The organism is Stenotrophomonas sp. P5_A9, assembly GCF_056400525.1.
The window spans coordinates 1-17,249 of sequence record NZ_JBFULC010000026.1 but is presented as its reverse complement, the minus strand read 5'-3'; the positions used below and the strand labels follow the sequence as shown (position 1 = coordinate 17,249).

18 protein-coding genes are annotated in these 17,249 nt (G+C 67.3%); 10 read left to right on the top strand and 8 right to left on the bottom strand.

Features of this window, described 5'->3' with window-relative positions:
• Positions 1-129: 129 nt before the first annotated feature.
• From AC1DR7_RS10065 to AC1DR7_RS10055, 3 genes are read right to left on the bottom strand one after another with little or no spacing between them, the layout of a single operon-like run.
• Positions 130-612 (bottom strand): GNAT family N-acetyltransferase, encoded by a 483-nt coding sequence (locus AC1DR7_RS10065; protein WP_457319233.1) that lies wholly within the window; start codon positions 610-612, stop codon positions 130-132.
• 9 nt (positions 613-621) lie between these two features.
• Entirely contained in the window at positions 622-1,299 is a 678-nt protein-coding gene (gene rpe / locus AC1DR7_RS10060; protein WP_256776551.1) for a ribulose-phosphate 3-epimerase, read from the bottom strand.
• 39 nt (positions 1,300-1,338) lie between these two features.
• Positions 1,339-1,668, bottom strand: coding sequence for a J domain-containing protein (locus tag AC1DR7_RS10055; RefSeq protein ID WP_256776550.1), 330 nt, complete (start codon positions 1,666-1,668; stop codon positions 1,339-1,341).
• Positions 1,669-1,810: 142 nt separating this feature from the next.
• On the opposite strand from AC1DR7_RS10055, the gene AC1DR7_RS10050 reads away from it, so the two are divergent.
• The 8 genes from AC1DR7_RS10050 (at position 1,811) to AC1DR7_RS10015 (ending at position 9,663) form a co-directional block, all read left to right on the top strand.
• Positions 1,811-2,737 carry a phosphoribosylaminoimidazolesuccinocarboxamide synthase gene (locus AC1DR7_RS10050; protein WP_457319230.1) on the top strand — a complete coding sequence of 309 codons (927 nt, stop codon included), beginning with the start codon at positions 1,811-1,813 and terminating at the stop codon, positions 2,735-2,737.
• 123 nt (positions 2,738-2,860) lie between these two features.
• Positions 2,861-3,346, top strand: a complete 486-nt coding sequence (locus AC1DR7_RS10045) for an Mpo1 family 2-hydroxy fatty acid dioxygenase (protein WP_312235910.1) — start codon at positions 2,861-2,863, stop codon at positions 3,344-3,346.
• Positions 3,347-3,755: 409 nt separating this feature from the next.
• Complete coding sequence (locus AC1DR7_RS10040; protein ID WP_478076471.1) at positions 3,756-6,584, top strand: monovalent cation/H+ antiporter subunit A; 2,829 nt, start codon at positions 3,756-3,758, stop codon at positions 6,582-6,584.
• The gene (locus AC1DR7_RS10035; protein ID WP_256777751.1) at positions 6,584-6,973 is read left to right on the top strand and encodes a Na+/H+ antiporter subunit C; all 390 of its coding nucleotides are present in this window, start codon (positions 6,584-6,586) and stop codon (positions 6,971-6,973) included. Before AC1DR7_RS10040 ends, AC1DR7_RS10035 begins: the two co-directional genes overlap by 1 nt.
• Positions 6,970-8,505, top strand: a complete 1,536-nt coding sequence (locus AC1DR7_RS10030) for a monovalent cation/H+ antiporter subunit D (protein ID WP_457319232.1) — start codon at positions 6,970-6,972, stop codon at positions 8,503-8,505. The genes AC1DR7_RS10035 and AC1DR7_RS10030 overlap by 4 nt, the downstream gene beginning before the upstream one ends.
• The gene (locus tag AC1DR7_RS10025; protein WP_256776543.1) at positions 8,502-9,008 is read left to right on the top strand and encodes a Na+/H+ antiporter subunit E; all 507 of its coding nucleotides are present in this window, start codon (positions 8,502-8,504) and stop codon (positions 9,006-9,008) included. The genes AC1DR7_RS10030 and AC1DR7_RS10025 overlap by 4 nt, the downstream gene beginning before the upstream one ends.
• A complete protein-coding gene (locus AC1DR7_RS10020; protein ID WP_256776542.1) occupies positions 9,005-9,289 on the top strand; it encodes a K+/H+ antiporter subunit F in 285 nt (94 codons plus the stop codon). The genes AC1DR7_RS10025 and AC1DR7_RS10020 overlap by 4 nt, the downstream gene beginning before the upstream one ends.
• Positions 9,286-9,663 carry a Na+/H+ antiporter subunit G gene (locus AC1DR7_RS10015; RefSeq protein WP_256776541.1) on the top strand — a complete coding sequence of 126 codons (378 nt, stop codon included), beginning with the start codon at positions 9,286-9,288 and terminating at the stop codon, positions 9,661-9,663. The genes AC1DR7_RS10020 and AC1DR7_RS10015 overlap by 4 nt, the downstream gene beginning before the upstream one ends.
• A gap of 254 nt (positions 9,664-9,917) precedes the next feature.
• Here AC1DR7_RS10015 and AC1DR7_RS10010 read toward each other — a convergent pair whose 3' ends face one another.
• Together AC1DR7_RS10010 and AC1DR7_RS10005 are read right to left on the bottom strand one after the other, a co-directional pair.
• Positions 9,918-10,874, bottom strand: coding sequence for a sodium:calcium antiporter (locus AC1DR7_RS10010; RefSeq protein WP_457318137.1), 957 nt, complete (start codon positions 10,872-10,874; stop codon positions 9,918-9,920).
• Between the two features lie 120 nt (positions 10,875-10,994).
• Entirely contained in the window at positions 10,995-11,615 is a 621-nt protein-coding gene (locus tag AC1DR7_RS10005) for a hypothetical protein (RefSeq protein ID WP_457318136.1), read from the bottom strand.
• A 132-nt stretch (positions 11,616-11,747) separates the two neighbouring features.
• Here AC1DR7_RS10005 and AC1DR7_RS10000 point away from each other — a divergent pair, with 132 nt between their 5' ends.
• Positions 11,748-12,293: a hypothetical protein gene (locus AC1DR7_RS10000; RefSeq protein WP_457318135.1), complete on the top strand. Its 546-nt coding sequence runs from the start codon at positions 11,748-11,750 to the stop codon at positions 12,291-12,293.
• A 169-nt stretch (positions 12,294-12,462) separates the two neighbouring features.
• Here the strand turns inward: AC1DR7_RS10000 and hmgA are convergent, their stop codons facing one another.
• A complete protein-coding gene (gene hmgA / locus AC1DR7_RS09995; RefSeq protein WP_457318134.1) occupies positions 12,463-13,764 on the bottom strand; it encodes a homogentisate 1,2-dioxygenase in 1,302 nt (433 codons plus the stop codon).
• A gap of 88 nt (positions 13,765-13,852) precedes the next feature.
• Positions 13,853-14,923: a 4-hydroxyphenylpyruvate dioxygenase gene (gene hppD, locus AC1DR7_RS09990; protein ID WP_457318149.1), complete on the bottom strand. Its 1,071-nt coding sequence runs from the start codon at positions 14,921-14,923 to the stop codon at positions 13,853-13,855.
• Between the two features lie 173 nt (positions 14,924-15,096).
• Between hppD and AC1DR7_RS09985 the strand changes: the two genes are divergently transcribed.
• On the top strand, positions 15,097-15,588 hold the full coding sequence (locus tag AC1DR7_RS09985) for a MarR family winged helix-turn-helix transcriptional regulator (RefSeq protein ID WP_259208875.1): 492 nt from the start codon (positions 15,097-15,099) through the stop codon (positions 15,586-15,588).
• A 30-nt stretch (positions 15,589-15,618) separates the two neighbouring features.
• Here the strand turns inward: AC1DR7_RS09985 and AC1DR7_RS09980 are convergent, their stop codons facing one another.
• On the bottom strand, positions 15,619-16,755 hold the full coding sequence (locus tag AC1DR7_RS09980) for a hypothetical protein (protein WP_457318133.1): 1,137 nt from the start codon (positions 16,753-16,755) through the stop codon (positions 15,619-15,621).
• Positions 16,756-17,249: the final 494 nt, after the last annotated feature.

Below are 17,249 nucleotides of genomic sequence, written 5' to 3'. Positions count from 1 at the left end.
CCATAGCAGGGACGATGGATGGAGGCAGGATCAGCCTCCGAGTATTCCCAGGGCCGCATTCCGTGAGGGTGCGGCCTTTTTTTCGACCCGCGATGAGCGCAGCCGACCAACGGTCGGCTCTACAGGTGCTCAGCCTTCGGCGAAGGTCCGCAGCGCCTCGCCTTCCATCCGGTACACGGTCCACTCGCTTTGCGGCTTTGCACCTGCGGCCTGGTAGAACGTGATGGCCGGTTCGTTCCAGTCCAGCACCGACCACTCGAAGCGCCCGCAGTTCTGCGCCACGGCGATGCGCGCGATGTGCTGCAGCAGCGCCTTGCCGGCGCCGCTGCCGCGGCAGTCCGGGCTGACGTACAGGTCTTCCAGGTAGATGCCGTTGCGGCCCAGCCAGGTGGAGTAATTGTAGAAGTACACCGCATAGCCGATGGCGTTGCCGTCGGCCTCGCAGATCAGGGCATGTGCCTTGGCATCGGGCCCGAACAGGCTGGCGCGGATGCCGTCCTCGTCGGTCTGCACCGAGGACTCGGCCTTCTCGTAGAGGGCCAGTTCGCGGATGAAGCGCAGGATCAGCGCCGCATCGTCAGCGGTGGCCACGCGGATGTTCACGGCAGCCACCGGCATGGCTCAGGCCCTCGCCTTGGCGACGTTGTGGCGCATCTGCGCGATCACGTCCTGGTAGCTGATCGGCGCGTTGAAGATCGCCGAGCCAGCCACGAACGCGTCGGCACCGGCAGCGGCGATCGCGCCGATGTTGTCGGCCTTCACGCCCCCGTCGATCTCCAGTCGGATGTCCCTGCCGCTGGCATCGATCTTCTTGCGCACTGCACGCAGCTTGTCGAGCGCCGAGGGAATGAACGCCTGGCCGCCGAAGCCCGGGTTGACCGACATGATCAGCACCAGGTCCAGGTCGTCCAGCACCCAGTCCAGGATGTCCACCGGGGTGGCCGGGTTGAGCACCACGCCCGGCTTGCAGCCCAGCGAGCGGATCAGCTGGATGGTGCGGTGCACGTGGCGGCTGGCCTCCGGGTGGAAGCTGATGTAGGTGGCGCCGGCCTCGGCGAAGTCCGGGATGATGCGGTCCACCGGCTCGACCATCAGGTGCACGTCGATCGGTGCGGTGATGCCGTGCTTGCGCAGCGCCTGGCAGACCATCGGGCCGATGGTCAGGTTGGGCACGTAGTGGTTGTCCATCACATCGAAATGCACCCAGTCCGCACCGGCGGCGAGCACGTTGTCCACTTCCTCGCCGAGGCGGGCGAAGTTCGCGGACAGGATGGAGGGAGCGATGATGCAGTTGGACATGGCCGGGGCCTTCGGTACGTGGAATGGGGCCGCGCGCGCTCAGCGCTTGCGCAGGGTCTTGATGCGGTCGTAGGCGGCGTTGAGCAGCCGTGACTTGCGCTCGGCCTGCTGGCGCAGCTCCGGGGCGGCGCCGACGACCTTGTCGGGGTGGTACTGGGAGATCAGCCGGCGGTAGGCCAGGTCGACCTCGGCGTCGGTGGCCTCGGAGGTCAGCCCCAGCTCGCGGTAGGGGTTTTCCTTGTTCAGGCGGAACCAGTCGGCGTCGAAGGCATGCCCGATCAGCAGGCCCACTACGGCACCAAACAGCGGATTGGGCCTGAACAGCAGGGCCCCGGCGATGAATCCGAGCAGTTTTCCGTACCAGCGCATGAGGGTCTGGGCGGCCGTGGCAACAAAGGAGCCTCATTTTACGTCACAGCGGGCCCAACCGGCTTTACACTAGGCCGCCCGCTGTCTGTGCGGGCCCTCAGGGTCCCTTGGACGGCTGTCATGACAAGCCCCAGGAGTGCCCGTGCCGACCACGTTGTTGCAATCCGATCTCCCCGGCCTGCCCTTGCGCCATCGCGGCAAGGTGCGTGATGTTTTTGACATTCCGCGCGACCGGCTCCCCGCCGGCACGCCGCCGGGGGACTACCTGCTGATGGTCGCGACCGACCGTCTGTCGGCCTTCGACGTGGTGCTGCCCGATCCGATTCCGGGCAAGGGCGAAATGCTCTGCCAGGTCTCCAATTTCTGGTTCGCCAAGACCGCGCACCTGATGCCCAACCACCTGACCGGCATCGACGTGGCCAGCGTGCTGCCCGACGGCGTCGATGCGGCGCTGTACGCCAAGCGCGCGGTGGTCACCCGCAAGCTCAAGCCGGTGCCGGTGGAGGCGATTGCCCGCGGTTACCTGATCGGCAGCGGCTGGAAGGACTACCAGCGCACCGGCAAGATCAGCGGCATCGAGCTGCCCGATGGCCTGCGCCAGGCCGAGCAGCTGCCCGAGCCGATCTTCACCCCGTCGACCAAGGCCGCCGTCGGCGACCATGACGAGAACATCGATTTCGATGCGATGGTCAAGACGGTCGGTGCGGACCTGGCCGAGCGCGTACGCGATGCCACCCTGCGCATCTACAAGTTCGCCGCCGATTACGCGCGCGAGCGCGGCATCCTCCTGGCCGACACCAAGTTCGAGTTCGGCACCGATGAAGACGGCCGCCTGTACATCATGGACGAGATGCTGACCCCCGATTCCTCGCGCTACTGGCCGGCCGACGAGTACGAGGTGGGCACCAGCCCGCCGAGCTACGACAAGCAGTTCGTCCGCGACTACCTGGAGACGCTGGACTGGGGCAAGACCGCCCCGGGCCCGAGCATTCCGGCTGAGATCATCGAGCGCACCCGCGCCAAGTACGCCGAGGCGCTGCAGCGGCTGGCGGGTATCTCGGTCGACTGACCCCCACTGCGTCCCCGGCCCCGCGCCGGGGACGCGGTTTTAGATGCCCGACGCCGACGGAATCGCCAATCCCCGGCCGGCCGGCCCCCACAGCGCTATGCTCTGCTGATCCTGGGAGGGAACATGGCCACCACCACCACCGTCGCACGCCCGATCGACCGCTACTTCGCCAGCTATTCCGACGACCACCGCAATGTGCTGAACCAGCGCATTCACGTGGTGGCCGTGCCGGCGATCCTGTGGTCGGTCGTGGCCCTGCTGTGGTGCCTGCCGCCGCTGATCACCTGGTTCCAGAACGGGATCTGGGCAGGGTTTGCGATGTTCGCCGCATGGTGTTTCTACAACCGGCTGTCGCGCCCGCTGGGCATCGGCATGCTGGGGATGCTGTTCGTGTTCGGCTGCCTGTGCCGACTGCTGGAGGCCGAGATCGGCCTGCATAACCTGCTGTGGACGGCGGTCGGGGTGTTCGTGGTGGCCTGGGTGGCGCAGTTCGTCGGCCACAAGTACGAGGGCCGCAAGCCCAGCTTCCTGACCGATCTGACCTATCTGCTGATCGGGCCGGCGTGGGTGCTGGCCAAGGCATATCGGCGGCTGGGCATTCGGTACTAGTCCCGCGCTTGGGGAGGGTCGGGTTGCCGGCCAGCGGCCTGCACTCCGCGGCCGTGCAACACCGACGGATTTTCCTGAACGAAATGGATGCTCACTGGCGCTCTACGGGGTGGCGTCCAGCATCGTCGTGCGCGGCGTTCGAAGGCAGGCAGCCGTTCATGTTCCTCGCCCCATGCGTGGCCCGCCAGCCCCTGCCGTTACTGGCGCCTGACCCGCGCGACGGGCCAGATACGGCAAAGTCACCATGGGACTTCCATAYGGCGTTCAGCACTCTCGAATGGGCGCGCGACAGGGGCTGAAAAAATGAATCACGCACGTTACAAGCAATTGCTGGCGTATTCGGGTCTATCGGCAGCAATTGACTGCCTGTTAGACTAAACGGCCTGCTCGTGAATCCCGTATTCCCTGCATGAATCCCAGCCTGCTCCTGCTGCTCGCCCTGCCGTTCATCATGGCCGTGGCGGTCGCTTCATTCCGCCGCACCTCCCGCTCCACGGCCGCCTGGTTGGCCGCGGCCGCCCCGTTGGGCGGACTGGCGTTGCTGGCCACGATGACCCCCGACATCCTTGCCGGCGGGGTCGTACGCAGTTTCGGCCAATGGCTGCCGCAGATCGGGCTGGCCTTCTCGCTGCGCCTGGACGGGCTGGCCTGGATGTTCGCCGGGATGGTGCTGGCCATCGGCGCGCTGGTGGTGATGTACGCCCACTACTACCTCAGCGCGCGCGACAGCGCCCATCGCTTCTACTGCTACCTGCTGCTGTTCATGGGCGCCATGCTCGGCATGGTGCTGTCAGGCAACCTGTTGCTGTTGATGGTGTTCTGGGAAATGACCAGCATCAGCTCGTTCCTGCTGATCGGCTTCTGGTCGCACCGCCAGGACGCCCGCGAGGGCGCGCGGATGGCGCTGGTGGTCACCGGCGGCGGCGGGCTTGCCCTGCTCGGTGGCGTGCTGCTGATCGGCCGCATCGTGGGCAGTTTCGAACTGGATGCGGTGCTCGCTTCCGGCGATGCCATCCGCGCCAGCGCGCTGTATCCGTATGCGCTGTTCCTGGTGCTGGCCGGCATCTTCACCAAGAGCGCGCAGTTCCCGTTCCACTTCTGGCTGCCGCAGGCGATGGCCGCGCCTACCCCGGTGTCGGCCTACCTGCACTCGGCGACCATGGTCAAAGCCGGTGTGTTCCTGCTGGCCCGGCTGCATCCGGCACTGTCGGGCACGGATCTGTTCTTCTACACGGTCAGCGGGATCGGGGCGATCACCCTGCTGATCGGGGCCTGGAACGCGATTTTCCAGCATGATCTGAAGGGCCTGCTGGCCTATTCGACAATCTCCCACCTGGGCCTGATCACGATGCTGTTCGGGCTGTCGGCGCCGATGGCGGTGGTCGCCGGCGTGTTCCACATCCTCAACCACGCCACGTTCAAGGCCTCGCTGTTCATGGCCGCGGGCATCATCGACCACGAGACCGGCACCCGCGACATGCGCAAGCTCGGCGGACTGCGGCGGTTGATGCCGTTCACCAGCACGCTGGCGATCATCGCATCGCTGGCGATGGCCGGCATTCCGTTGCTCAACGGCTTCCTGTCCAAGGAGATGCTGTTCGCCGAAGCGCTCACCGCCGGTGGCCCGGAAACGATGCGCATGGCAATGTCGATCGCCGCGCTGCTGGCCGGCGTGTTCGGCGTGGCCTACAGCCTGCGCTTCGTGCACGACACCTTCTTCGGTGATGGCCCGCACGACCTGGACCGCGTGCCGCACGAGCCGCCGCGCTGGATGAAGGTGCCGGTGGAAGTGCTGGTGGTGGTGTGCGTGGCGGTCGGCGTGGCCCCGGCGATCACCATCGCCCCGGTGCTGCACGCCGCCGCCTCCTCGATCCTGGGCCCGGCGATGCCGGCCTACAGCCTGTCGGTGTGGCACGGCTTCAATACGCCGCTGATGATGAGCATCGCCGGGGTGATCGGCGGCATCGCGCTGTACTTCGGCCTGCGCCGCCTGATCGACCTGCACGCGGTGGTGACCCGCGCGATCGGCCGCAACCTGTTCCACAAGCAGCTGGACCTGGTGTTCGGCTTCGCCCACCGGCTGACCCAGGCGCTGGCCAACGGCAGCCTGCAGCGGATGCTGATGGCGCTGGTGGTGGTGGCGATCATCGTCGCGCTGGCCCCGTTCGTGGCCGATCCGGGCTCGCCCAACTGGMCCTCGCCGCAGCCACTGCCGCTGCTGGGCTGGACGCTGTGGCTGGTGATGATGGCCTGCGCGGTAAGCGCATTGTTCGTCTATCGGCAGCGTCTGCTGGCGGTGCTGGTGATGGGCGGGGTCGGGCTGATGGTGTCGCTGACCTTCGTGTTCCTGTCCGCCCCAGACCTGGCCCTGACCCAGTTGCTGGTGGAGATGGTCACCCTGGTGCTGATGCTGCTGGGCATGAACTACCTGCCCACCCAGTCGGCGCCGGAACATTCGCGCTGGCGCAAGCGCCGTGATGCGCTGATCGCGGTGATCGGCGGTGGCGGCCTGGCCGCGCTGGCCTACACCGCGATGACGCTGCCGCCCAACACCATGGCCGGCGAGCTGGTCGCGCGCGCCCTGCCCGAAGCCTATGGGCAGAACGTAGTCAACGTGATCCTGGTCGACTTCCGCGGCTTCGATACCTTCGGTGAAATCACCGTGTTCGGCATTGCCGCGCTGGTGGTGCACGCGATGCTGCGACGCTCACGCATGGCGCCGGAGCAGATCATGCCGGGCCCGCCGATCAAGCTGCCGGTGCCGGCCGATCTGGCCCAGATCATGTTCCCGCTCACGCTCACCGTCTCGATCTTCCTGTTCCTGCGCGGCCACAACGCGCCCGGTGGCGGCTTCATCGCCGGCCTGGTGCTGGCCGTGCCGCTGCTGATCCAGTACGTCATCCAAGGCACCACCTCGGTGGAGTCGCGGTTCGGCTTCGACTACATCCGCTGCATCGGTGCCGGCCTGCTGATCGCCATCGTCAGCGGCAGTGCCTCGATGCTGTTCGGCGTGCCGTTCCTGACCAGTGGGCACCTGGACCTGCATATCCCGCTGATCGGTGAGGTGCCGCTGGCCAGCGCGATCGGGTTCGATACCGGCGTGTACCTGGTGGTGTTCGGCGGGGCGATGCTGATCCTGTCGATGATGGGCACGATCAAGCCCTCGCGTACCCGCAACGCCCGCAAGGGCGAGATCGATCCCAACCGTCGTTCAGCAGAAACCGGGGAGATGCACTGATGGAACTGGCCCTGGCAAGCGCGATCGGCATATTGAGTGCGATCGGCATCTACCTGCTGCTGCGTGCGCGCACCTTCGACGTCATCCTCGGGATGACCTTCCTGTCCTACGCCACCAACCTGCTGATCTTCGCCGGTGGCCGCCTGGTGTCGGGCAAGGCGCCGGTGCTGCGTGAGGGCATCGACAGCGACCTGGGCAACTACACCGATCCGCTGCCGCAGGCGCTGGTGCTGACCGCCATCGTGATCGCCTTTGCGATGACCGCCGTCAGCATCGTGCTGGCCATGCGCAGCCGCAGCGACAACCACAGCGACCACGTCGACGCGCACGAAGAAGAGGCCGACGACGCCCCCGCCGATACCGCCCCCGGCCGGGAGGGCGGCGCATGAACCATGCGGTGATCCTGCCGATCCTGATTCCGCTGTTCGGCGCGGCCTGTTCGTTGTTCGTCGAGCACCGCCGCTATGGCCCCCGGGTGCAGCGCGCGGTGGCCTGGACCACGCTGACTGCGCTGGCCGCGGCGGTGGCACTGCTGTTCTTCCAGACCGCCGATGGCAGCATCGCGGTATACCTGCTCGGCGACTGGCCGGCACGGCTGGGTATCGCGCTGGTGGCCGACCGGCTGTCGGCATGGATGCTGGTGACCACGCTGCTGCTGGCCATTCCGTGCCTGCTGCATGCCTGCTCGGGCTGGGATCGGCGCGCACCGCATTTCCACGCGCTGTTCCAGTTCCAGCTGGTCGGCCTCAACGGTGCCTTCCTCACCGGCGACATCTTCAACCTGTTCGTGTTCTTCGAGGTGATGTTGATCGCCTCCTACGGCCTGCTGCTCAGCGGCGGGCGCGGCCTGCGCATGCGCATCGGCCTGCATTACGTGGTGTTCAACGTTACCGCCTCGACCCTGTTCCTGATCGCGCTCGGCCTGCTGTATGCCTCGCTGGGGTCGCTCAACATGGCCGAACTGTCCCAGCGCATCGCCGAAGTACCGGCCTCGCACCTGGTGCTGGTCAAGGCCACCATGGGTTTGTTGCTGCTGGTGTTCTGCAGCAAGGCTGCGCTGATGCCGTTGTACCTGTGGCTGCCCGAGGCGTATGCGCGCGCACCGGCCGCGGTGGCTGCGCTGTTTGCGATCATGACCAAGGTCGGCCTGTATGCGGTGCTGCGGGTCAGCACGCTGTGGTTCGGCGAGGATGCCGGCCCGATGGCCGGCTACGGCAGCGACTGGCTGCTGTGGGCCGGCGTGGCCACGCTGGTGCTGGGCGGCCTGGGTGTCCTGGCGGCCGCGCGCCTGCGGGTGATGATCTCCTACCTGGTGGTGGTGTCGGCAGCGACGCTGTTCATCGCATTCGCCGTGCGTACCCCGCAGGTGCTGTCGGCCGGGCTGTATTACCTGCCGCACAGTACCTTCGTGGCCGCCGCACTGTTCCTGATCGCCGACCTGATCCGACGCCGTCGGGGCGGTGCCAGCGACAAAAAGGAAATCATCGCGCCGATGCCCGGCAAGCAGACCCCGGCGGTGCTGTTCCTGATCGGCGCGGTCGCGGTAGCCGGGCTGCCGCCGCTGTCCGGCTTCCTGGCCAAGGCCGCGCTGCTGGCCGGGATGCCGGCCCAGTACACCGACGTGGTCTGGACCGCGGTGCTGGGCAGCAGCCTGATGGTGATCGTGGGTCTCACCCGTGGCGGCATCCGCCTGTTCTGGCGCGTGCCGGTGCAGGAGGAAGGTGTGCCGCCACCGCGCAAGGCGCCCACCCGCACCGTCGAACTCATCGCCGCCGCGCTGCTGCTCAGCTACGGCATCGCCATGAGCCTGTTCGCCGGCCCGCTGATGCAGCACACCGATGCGATGGCCAGGCAGCTGCTGCAGCCGAAGGAATACGTGGGTGAGCTGCGCGCCACCACGCCGGAGATCCGCCAGCCATGACGCACAAGCCTTCGCTGTACAAACGCGTGATTCCCTCGCCTTCGCTGAGCGTGATGGTGGTGGCGTTCTGGCTGCTGATGTCCGACAGCTTCACCGTCGGCCAGTTCGTGCTGGGCATGCTGCTGGGCCTGGTGGTGCCCCTGTTCGCCGCGCGCCTGGACCGCGAGTTCGCCCGCATCGGCTCGCTGCGGCCGGTGCCCAAGCTGGTGTTCGTGACGCTGTGGGACATCCTGGTATCCAACATCCGCGTGGCCATCCAGGTACTCGGCCCGGAGCGTCGCATCCACCCCGGCTTCATCTGGCTGCCGCTGGACATCGCCAACATCCACGGCATCGCCGCGCTGACCAGCATGATCACGCTGACCCCGGGCACGGTATCGGCGGCGTTGTCCGACGACCGCCGCTACCTGCTGGTGCACGTGCTGCACCTGGACGACCCGGACGAACTGATCGCGCAGATCAAGCGCCGTTACGAGGCCCCGCTGATGGAGATCTTCCCATGACCGGTTACACCTTCATCCAGACCACGATGGCCGTGTGCATGCACGTGGTCGGGCTGGCCATGCTGCTGGCCACCTGGCGCCTGCTGCGCGGCCCGACCGTGCCCGACCGCATCCTCGCGCTGGACACGCTGTCGGTGACGGCCATTGCCGAGCTGATGCTGTTCGGCATGTACCTCAACTCGGCGGTGTATTTCGAGGCGGCCTTGATCATCGCCATGCTCGGCTTCGGCAGTACGGTGGTGCTGAGCAAGTTCGTGCTGCGCCGGGATATCGTCGAATGATCACCTTCATCCAGATCGTGCTGTCGATCCTGCTGCTGTTCGGCTGCTTCTTCATCCTGGTCGGCGCGCTGGGCCTGGTGAAGCTGTCGACGTTCTTCAAGCGCCTGCACGCGCCGACCAAGGCCAGCACCCTGGGCGTGGGCTGCGTGCTGGTGGGCTCGGTCTGTTACCACATCTTCCTGGGTCAGGATCCGCAGCCGCGCGAGCTGTTGATCACCGTATTCCTGTTCATCACCGCACCGATCAGCGCACACATGATGGCCAAGGCGGCGCTGTCGCTGATGATGGAAAAGCGCCCGAGCCTGCCGGGGCATGAAACCGCCAAGGAAGAACAGTTGCCGCCGCCGCGACCGGAAGGCGATCAGGCGCCGTAATGAGGGAGACGGATAGGTTCCGGACCGGGATCGGATACCGGGCCGAACCCGCGTGGAACCGACCATTGGTCGGCCGCCGCCAATCCCGCGCGTAGAGCCGACCGTTGGTCGGCTGCACCCCAATCCCGCCCGTAGAGCCGACCGTTGGTCGGCTGCACCCCAATCCCGCCCGTAGAGCCGACCGTTGGTCGGCTGCACCCACATCGCAACCGGAGCAGCCGACCAACGGTCGGCTCTACGGGACGCGGCCTCGTTCAGCCGCCTCTGACCAGCGCCAGTTCCAACCCGATCCAGGCCAGGAATGCCACCACCAGCACGCCCCCTTCGCGGCGGCTGACGGTGAGGTCGCCACGCAGCATTGGGTACAGCACCAGCACGAAGGCGATCGCCGCCGGCAGCTCCAGCTTCACGAACGACGCGGGCACCGCCAGCGGCCGCAGCGCGGCCATGCCGCCCACCACCACCAGCAGATTGAACAGGCTCGAGCCAATCACGTGGCCCAGCACCATGTCGCCCTGGCCACGGCGGGCGGCCGCGATCGCCGCCGCCACTTCCGGCAGCGCGGTGCCGATGGCTACCGGCAGCAGGCCCACCAGCAGCGGCGACCAGCCCAGCCCGGCACCGAACACCGGCGCGGCCTGCACGATCCAACGCGCGCCGTAGTACAGGCACAGGCCGGCAAACAGCAGGCGCAGCACATTGAGGAAAAGCCCGGTGCGGGTCATCGCATAGCCGGCGATGGCCTCGCGCACCGGTTCGGATTCCCGCCGCGCACGTCGCAGCACGAACACCAGCACGGCCACGAAACCAAGCAGCAGCAGGCCACCCTCCCAGCGCGTCACCACGCCGTCCAGGCCGAACACGATCAGCGCCAGGCTGGCCACGGCGAGCAGGATGAGCAGGGGCGAGAGCAGCCGTGCGCGGACCAGGAGGGGCGCGGCCAGCGCGGCGAGGCCGAGGGTAAGCCCGACGTTGACGATGTTGCTGCCGACCGCGTTGCCCAGTGCCAGTTCTTCGGCCCCGACCACGAACGCGCGGGCATTGACCACCAGCTCGGGGAGCGAGGTACCGAAGGCGACCAGCAGCAGCCCGGCCACGAACGGCGAGGCGCCGAAGCGCTGGGCCAGGCCGGAGGCGGCCTTGACGATCGAATCGCCGCCCAGTGCGAGCAGCAGCAATCCCAGCAGGAACCACGCGGTAGCAGCAATCATCGGCACATCCCCAGGCAGCAATGGCCCGATTCTAGAGCCAGCGTGCGCGCAGGGGGTGAGGAAACCGCCGAAGCGGGGGTGCAGCGGCGCGGCCCGCTCCGGGCACGCGCCGCCACCGGCTTACGAACAGCCTTCTACGTAGTCGACCTGCGGGGTCTGGCCGACCCGCCAGGCGGTGACATTGCCGTCGCCGCCGATCTCGAAGTTGATCAGCGCGCCGCCCTCGGTAGCCGGGCGCACACGCAGGTTGTGGCCCTTCTCGTCGTACTTGTGCGCGGTGACGTCACCCCGATCGGGATAAAGCGTCTGCAGCTGGCCCAGCGACATGCCGACCTTGCCACCGCCGGGTGCGGCGATGCGGTCGTTGCGCACGTCGTAGCGGACCAGACGCTTGCCTTCGATCATGAAGACGACATCGTCAGCCTGCGCGCCTTGCGGTCGCAGCGCGTGGCAGTAGTCGTCGGGAACGTCGCCCTGCAGGGGTTCCTTCCACGCGGTGCGCACCTGCTCCAGCGTGCTGCCCAGTGCGATCGCGCCGTAGCCGTCAAGCCGCGCCGGACCGGTGGCGGCCGCGGCGTCGGGGCCGGCAGCCGCACCCTTGTCTGGCGCAGCGCCGACAGCCGGCGTGGTCTGTGCCGGCGCGGCCGCCTCGGCGTCCTTCGACGGGGTTTCCGGGCTGCGCCCGCAGCCTGCCAATGCCAGCACGATGCCCAGTGCCAAAACGCTTCCCAGCTGCTTCATGTGATGTCCTCCAGTCAGTGCCCGGCAGACTAGCGCGATCCCCGTGCAGCGGTTGCATGCAGTGACGCGATTGTCATCGCCGTTTCACCTGCCGCGTTCAGGCTCGGCCTGCACCGCATCGACCCCACGCCCATGCAACCGCGCAAGACCGACCTCGCCCGCACCGCCCTGCAGGCTCACCGCGCGCCACTGGACATGCGCCAGCGCCGCCTGCTGATCCTGTGCGACGGCCAGCGCGACCTGCCCCAGCTCAGCGCGATGATCGGCGCAGAGGCGTCGGCCATGGTGATCCAGCTGATCCAGGCCGGGTACCTGGTGTCCACCGCGCCAGCAGAGCCGGCCCCGCTGGCGGCGCCGGCCAGTGCGCCCGGGCCCGGGCCCGCACCCTCACCGGCTGCGCCCCCGCCCACCGAACGCCGTCGCTCGCTGGTGGCCGCGCGCATCTACCTGCTGGGCATCCTTGAAATGCAGCGCCACCCGCAGGCCGCCGCGCTGTTGCACGCGTTGCAGCGCGCGCGCAGCGACGAAGACGTCATCGCCTCGCTGCACATCGCCCTGACGGCGCTGCCGGGCCTGACCTCGCCCGGGTATGCCGAGCGGGTGCGGCAGCGCGTGCTGGAGGTGTTGCCGGAAGCGCATGCCGCGCAGGTGCAGCAGACCGTTGTTGCAACAGCCTGAGGCAATGGTCAGTTGAAAAGGCACTGCATGGAGGGGATTGCTCGGTGTCCACGGTGGGTACACCGTCTGGTCCACCGCGTCGCCGAGGGCGTCATGCTGAGCGCCGCCCTGCCCTGCCCCTGCCACGCGACGTGACTCGCGCCGGCCGCCTCGGCGGCCCGCGTTGCAATCACGCCGTGAAGTTCGCCTTCAACCCCTTCCAGCACTGCTGGTAACCGCGCTGCCGGTGCGCGGCGTCCATCGCCTGCGCGGTGGGACGGATCACCCCACGGGTTTCGAACATGAAGGCCATGGTGTCCTTGATCACGTCCGGTTTGCTCAGGTCAGCCGCCGAGGCCTTGTCGAAGGTGGCCGCATCCGGACCGTGGCCACTCATGCAGTTGTGCAGCGAGGCGCCGCCGGGCACGAAGCCCTCGGCCTTGGCGTCGTAAGCACCGTGGATGAGGCCCATGAACTCGCTGGCGATGTTGCGGTGGAACCACGGCGGCCGGAACGTGTCCTGCGCCACCAGCCAGCGCGGCGGGAAGATGGCGAAGTCCATGTTGCTGGTGCCGGCGGTATCGCTGGGCGAATGCAGGACCAGAAAGATCGACGGGTCCGGATGGTCGTGGCTGATCGAGCCGATGGTGTTGAAACGACGCAGGTCGTAGCGGTACGGCGCGTAATTGCCGTGCCAGGCGACCACGTCCAGCGGCGAATGATCGATGTCGGCACGCCACAACTGCCCACCGAATTTGGCGATCAGTTCGAATGCGCCATCGATATTCTCGAACGCGGCCTGCGGGGTTTCGAAATCGCGCGGATTGGCCAGGCCGTTGGAGCCGATCGGCCCCAGGTCCGGCAGCTTCAACAGCGCGCCGAAGTTTTCGCACACGTAGCCACGTGCCTGACCATCGGGCAGTTCGACCCGGAAGCGCACGCCACGCGGGATCACCGCGATCTGCTGCGGTTCGATCTCGATCACGCCCAGCTCGGTGAGCAGGCGCAGTCGCCCCAGCTGCGGCACGATCAGCAGCTCGCCGTCGGCGTTGTAGAAGTAACGGCCCTGCATGTCGGCGTTGGCCGCATACAGGTGGATGCCCACGCCATGATGCGCATCGGGCGAGCCGTTGCCACCCATGGTGTACAGGCCATCGATGAAATCGGTGGGGGTGGGCGGCAGTGGCAGCGGGTCCCAGCGCAGCTGGTTGGGCGACACCGCGCCATGCGCGAAATCACCGTGCAGGTGCGGCTGCGCATACGCGCTGAACTCACCGTGCGTCACCGCCGGACGGATCCGGTACAGCCAGCTGCGCCGATTGCTGCCGCGCGGCGCGGTGAACGCGGTGCCCGAGAGCTGTTCGGCATACAGCCCATGCGCCACCCGCTGCGGCGAGTTGCGGCCCACCGGCAACGCACCGGGCACCGCCTCGGTGGCGAACTCATTGCCGAAACCGGTCTGGTAACCGTGTGCGTCCATCGGGTTGTTCATGGTCCTGCTCCGCCGGGGCGAGTGGGGGGTGACGCCAACGACCGCAGCCCGCCGTGCAGCGGGCTGTGGCCCTGCAAGCGTAGCGGCTTTACAGCACGCCGCGCTTGATCTGGTCGCGCTCGATGCTCTCGAACAGCGCGGTGAAGTTGCCTTCGCCGAAGCCTTCATTGCCCTTGCGCTGGATGATCTCGAAGAAGATCGGGCCGATGCAGTTGGTGGTGAAGATCTGCAGCAGCTTGCGCTGGTGGGTCTCCGGATCGGCATCGATCAGGATCTTGTTCTTCGCCAACCGCGCCACGTCTTCACCGTGGTTGGGCACGCGCATGTCGATCACGTCGAAATAAGTGTCGGGGGTGTCGAGGAACTCCACGCCCTGGGCGCGCATCGCTTCCACGGTGTCGTAGATGTTTTCGGTGAAACAGGCGATGTGCTGGATGCCCTCGCCCTTGTAGGCGTCCAGGTACTCGTTGATCTGGCTCTTCGGATCGGAGGACTCGTTGAGCGGAATGCGCACGATGCCGTCCGGGGCGGTCATCGCCTTGGACACCAGGCCGGTCTTGAGGCCCTTGATGTCGAAGTAGCGGATCTCGCGGAAGTTGAACAGGCGCTCGTAGTAGTCCGACCACTGCTGCATGTTGCCGAAGTACAGGTTGTGGGTCAGGTGGTCGATGAAGGTCAGCCCGAAGCCCTTGGGACGCGGGTCCACGCCCTCGATCGGGGCGTAGTCGGTGTCGAACATGCAGCCATTGGCGCCGTAGCGGTCCACCAGGTACAGCATGCAGTCGCCGATGCCCTTGATGATCGGCGCGGCCACCGCGCGGGTTTCCGGCTTGAAGTCGATCGCTTCGGCACCGTTGCCCAGCGCCATCTGGTAGACCTCATCGCCCGGCTTCTTGAAGCGGATGGCAAAGCCGCAGGCGCACGGGCCGTGCTTGTCAGCGAAGTCCGAGGCGAACGAATCGGGTTCTTCATTGACCAGGAAATTGACGTCGCCCTGGCGGTATACGGTGATGGCGCGCTGCTTGTGGCGCAGTACCGCGGTGAAGCCCATCTTGCGGAAGTAGGCGTGCAGTTCGGCGCCACGGCCGGCCGGCGCGGCGAACTCGACGAACTCGAAACCGTCGATGCCCATCGGGTTTTCGAAGGTGGTGACCTGCATGCCCGGGTCGGGTGCGTGGGACGCGGTGCTCAGTTGGCTGCTCATGATGTGGCTCCAAAGCAAGTCCGCATCGGAAAAAACCAGGTGCGGTGGGGCGGCAGACCCGCGAGAATGCGGTGTCCGGAACGTAGGTTATAGTTTCACATGAAACCACCATCAAGGTGCACCGCAGCATGAGCCCGCCCGATCCCAGCAGCCACAGCATCCGCGCCTCGCACGCCCTGCTCGACCTGGAGCAGTTCCTGCCCTACCGGCTGAGCGTGCTGTCCAACCGGGTCAGCGGCAATATCGCCAAGCTGTATGGGGACCGTTACGGTCTGGCGATCCCGGAGTGGCGGGTCATCACCATCCTGGCGTTATACCCGGGCTCCTCGGCCAGCGAGGTTTCCGACCGCACGGCGATGGACAAGGTGGCCGTGAGCCGGGCCGTGGCCAGACTGCTCGAGCGTGGCTTCATCAAGCGTGAAACCCATGGCGACGACCGCCGTCGCTCGGTACTGGCGCTGTCGGCGGCCGGGTTCGAGGTGTACGAGACCATCGCCCCGCTGGTGATCGAGATCACCCGCAAGCTGATGTCCGTGCTCAGCGAAGAGGAGGAACAGATGCTGGAGACGCTGATCCTGCGCCTGGCCGGGGAAGGCCTGCAGAAGATGGACCAGGGCTGAGGGCAAGCGACGCCGCTGGGGCGTTGCGGGTCAACTCAGGTGCTTGCGCCGGGCATGCACCCACGGCGCGGCCAACGCGCCGATGGCGCCACCGGCAAACGCCAACGAGGCGGCCACCACGGCCGCTTCGATCGCATTGGGCAGGGCCAGCGCGGCCAGCACCAGCAGCGCCGAGGGCAGGCCGATGAAGGTGGCCATGAAGTAGCCCCACCGCGGCGCCCACGTGCCCACCTGAAGCAGGCTGACCGGCATCCACGTTTCGGCCGAGGCGTCCTGCTGGACCTTGGCGGCGACCCGGGTCAGGTCCACTTCCACCGGGCCCTTGCCGGTACGCGCGATGGCCAGCATCTGCGCCACCTCTTCGACCGGCGGGAACGACGTCGGCCACGTGCCCGGCGCGCTCACGCCGTAGGCGGTCAACACCGGCACGCTGATCCACGGCGCCAGCAGCGGCCGCAGCTTGCGCCGGTCGAGCACGCACCAGAGCTGGCTGACGCCGTTGGCGACCACGCCATACAGGGCCAGCTGGCCCGGTTCGGGATACGGCAGCAGGTGCACGCGCGCCGCCATGCTGTCGTAGCCCATCTGCCGCAGGAAACCCGGGCGGGTGCGCCCCTCGTGTGCCCAGGCCAGGCCCAGCGCGGCGACCAGGTAGGCTTCGGCCGGGTCCTTGGCCCCGGCACTGGCGCGGTCGTCGCTGGCCAGGAAGAACGCCAGGGACTTGGGCTCGTCCACGTCGCCGCTGTCCCAGCGCCCGGCATCGCCCAGTACGTGCTTGAGCGGCAGGCGCGCCGGTGCGGTTTCGGCCTTGGCCGCGTTCTGCAGGAAGGGCAGCACCGACAGCACGAAGCCCTGCAGGTCCACCGCGCGCACGCCGCTGCCCTGCCAGTCGGCCGGCAGCAGGCCGGCCAGGGCCGGGTTGCGTGCCAGCACGTCGAGCTGGGCTTTCTGCTCGACCAGCTTCTGCACCGCGGCCTTCAACAGCACGTTGTCCGGCACGGCCACCAGCGGCAGCCGGTAGCGGATCGCGCCGGGTGCGGGGGTGTCGGCGTCGGGCGCATCGCCAGCGCCATGATCGTCGAGCAGCACATCCACCGGCGGCAGGCTCACGCCGGTCGGGGCCTGGAGGGTGGTATCGGAAGTGCTGTCGCTGGTGCCCGTCTGCATGCGTATCGATCCGTCGGTTGTGCGCCACGAACAGCGCGGCATGAGGTCCTTGGAGGTAGCGGCAAGGGCAGCAGGAAATGAAGGGTTGCCCAGGTGGGTGGATCCACGCCATGCGTGGTTGCCGCGTGCAGCTCGGCACCATGTCGCAACAGAGCGCAGCCGCGCCTGGCGTGGCTCTGCGCGCCAGGCCGATGGATAGCTCCAACCGGCAGACTGGAAAGTTCTTCTCCCATCTGAAGGGAGCGTCTTGTTGCAAGGGCAGTCGCAAGTGGCGCACGGCGATACGTGTGTGACTGTGTAGTCCAGGGGCCATCTGGGTCTGATGTTGTCTCCGCTCGGGTCTGTCGCGAGCGTGAGGGCCCCTTAGCAGCCGGTAGGCCCCTGGCGCAAATGTCCCCCGGCCGCGTTGCGGCCTCCTCCTTTATTTTGCCCAGGACCCTACCGGCCGCTAAGGGGCTCGGCTTGCGGTAATCAGATAGAAGCCAGGCGTTTTG

Excerpts from the sequence above, each read along its gene's own strand:
- rpe (WP_256776551.1), bottom strand. The coding sequence starts at position 1,299 with ATGTCCAACTGCATCATCGCTCCCTCCATCCTGTCCGCGAACTTCGCC.
- AC1DR7_RS10055 (WP_256776550.1), bottom strand. The coding sequence starts at position 1,668 with ATGCGCTGGTACGGAAAACTGCTCGGATTCATCGCCGGGGCCCTGCTG.
- AC1DR7_RS10045 (WP_312235910.1), top strand. The coding sequence starts at position 2,861 with ATGGCCACCACCACCACCGTCGCACGCCCGATCGACCGCTACTTCGCC.
- AC1DR7_RS10035 (WP_256777751.1), top strand. The coding sequence starts at position 6,584 with ATGGAACTGGCCCTGGCAAGCGCGATCGGCATATTGAGTGCGATCGGC.
- AC1DR7_RS10030 (WP_457319232.1), top strand. The coding sequence starts at position 6,970 with ATGAACCATGCGGTGATCCTGCCGATCCTGATTCCGCTGTTCGGCGCG.
- AC1DR7_RS10025 (WP_256776543.1), top strand. The coding sequence starts at position 8,502 with ATGACGCACAAGCCTTCGCTGTACAAACGCGTGATTCCCTCGCCTTCG.
- AC1DR7_RS10020 (WP_256776542.1), top strand. The coding sequence starts at position 9,005 with ATGACCGGTTACACCTTCATCCAGACCACGATGGCCGTGTGCATGCAC.
- AC1DR7_RS10015 (WP_256776541.1), top strand. The coding sequence starts at position 9,286 with ATGATCACCTTCATCCAGATCGTGCTGTCGATCCTGCTGCTGTTCGGC.
- AC1DR7_RS10010 (WP_457318137.1), bottom strand. The coding sequence starts at position 10,874 with ATGATTGCTGCTACCGCGTGGTTCCTGCTGGGATTGCTGCTGCTCGCA.
- AC1DR7_RS10005 (WP_457318136.1), bottom strand. The coding sequence starts at position 11,615 with ATGAAGCAGCTGGGAAGCGTTTTGGCACTGGGCATCGTGCTGGCATTG.
- AC1DR7_RS10000 (WP_457318135.1), top strand. The coding sequence starts at position 11,748 with ATGCAACCGCGCAAGACCGACCTCGCCCGCACCGCCCTGCAGGCTCAC.
- hmgA (WP_457318134.1), bottom strand. The coding sequence starts at position 13,764 with ATGAACAACCCGATGGACGCACACGGTTACCAGACCGGTTTCGGCAAT.
- hppD (WP_457318149.1), bottom strand. The coding sequence starts at position 14,923 with ATGCAGGTCACCACCTTCGAAAACCCGATGGGCATCGACGGTTTCGAG.
- AC1DR7_RS09985 (WP_259208875.1), top strand. The coding sequence starts at position 15,097 with ATGAGCCCGCCCGATCCCAGCAGCCACAGCATCCGCGCCTCGCACGCC.
- AC1DR7_RS09980 (WP_457318133.1), bottom strand. The coding sequence starts at position 16,755 with ATGCAGACGGGCACCAGCGACAGCACTTCCGATACCACCCTCCAGGCC.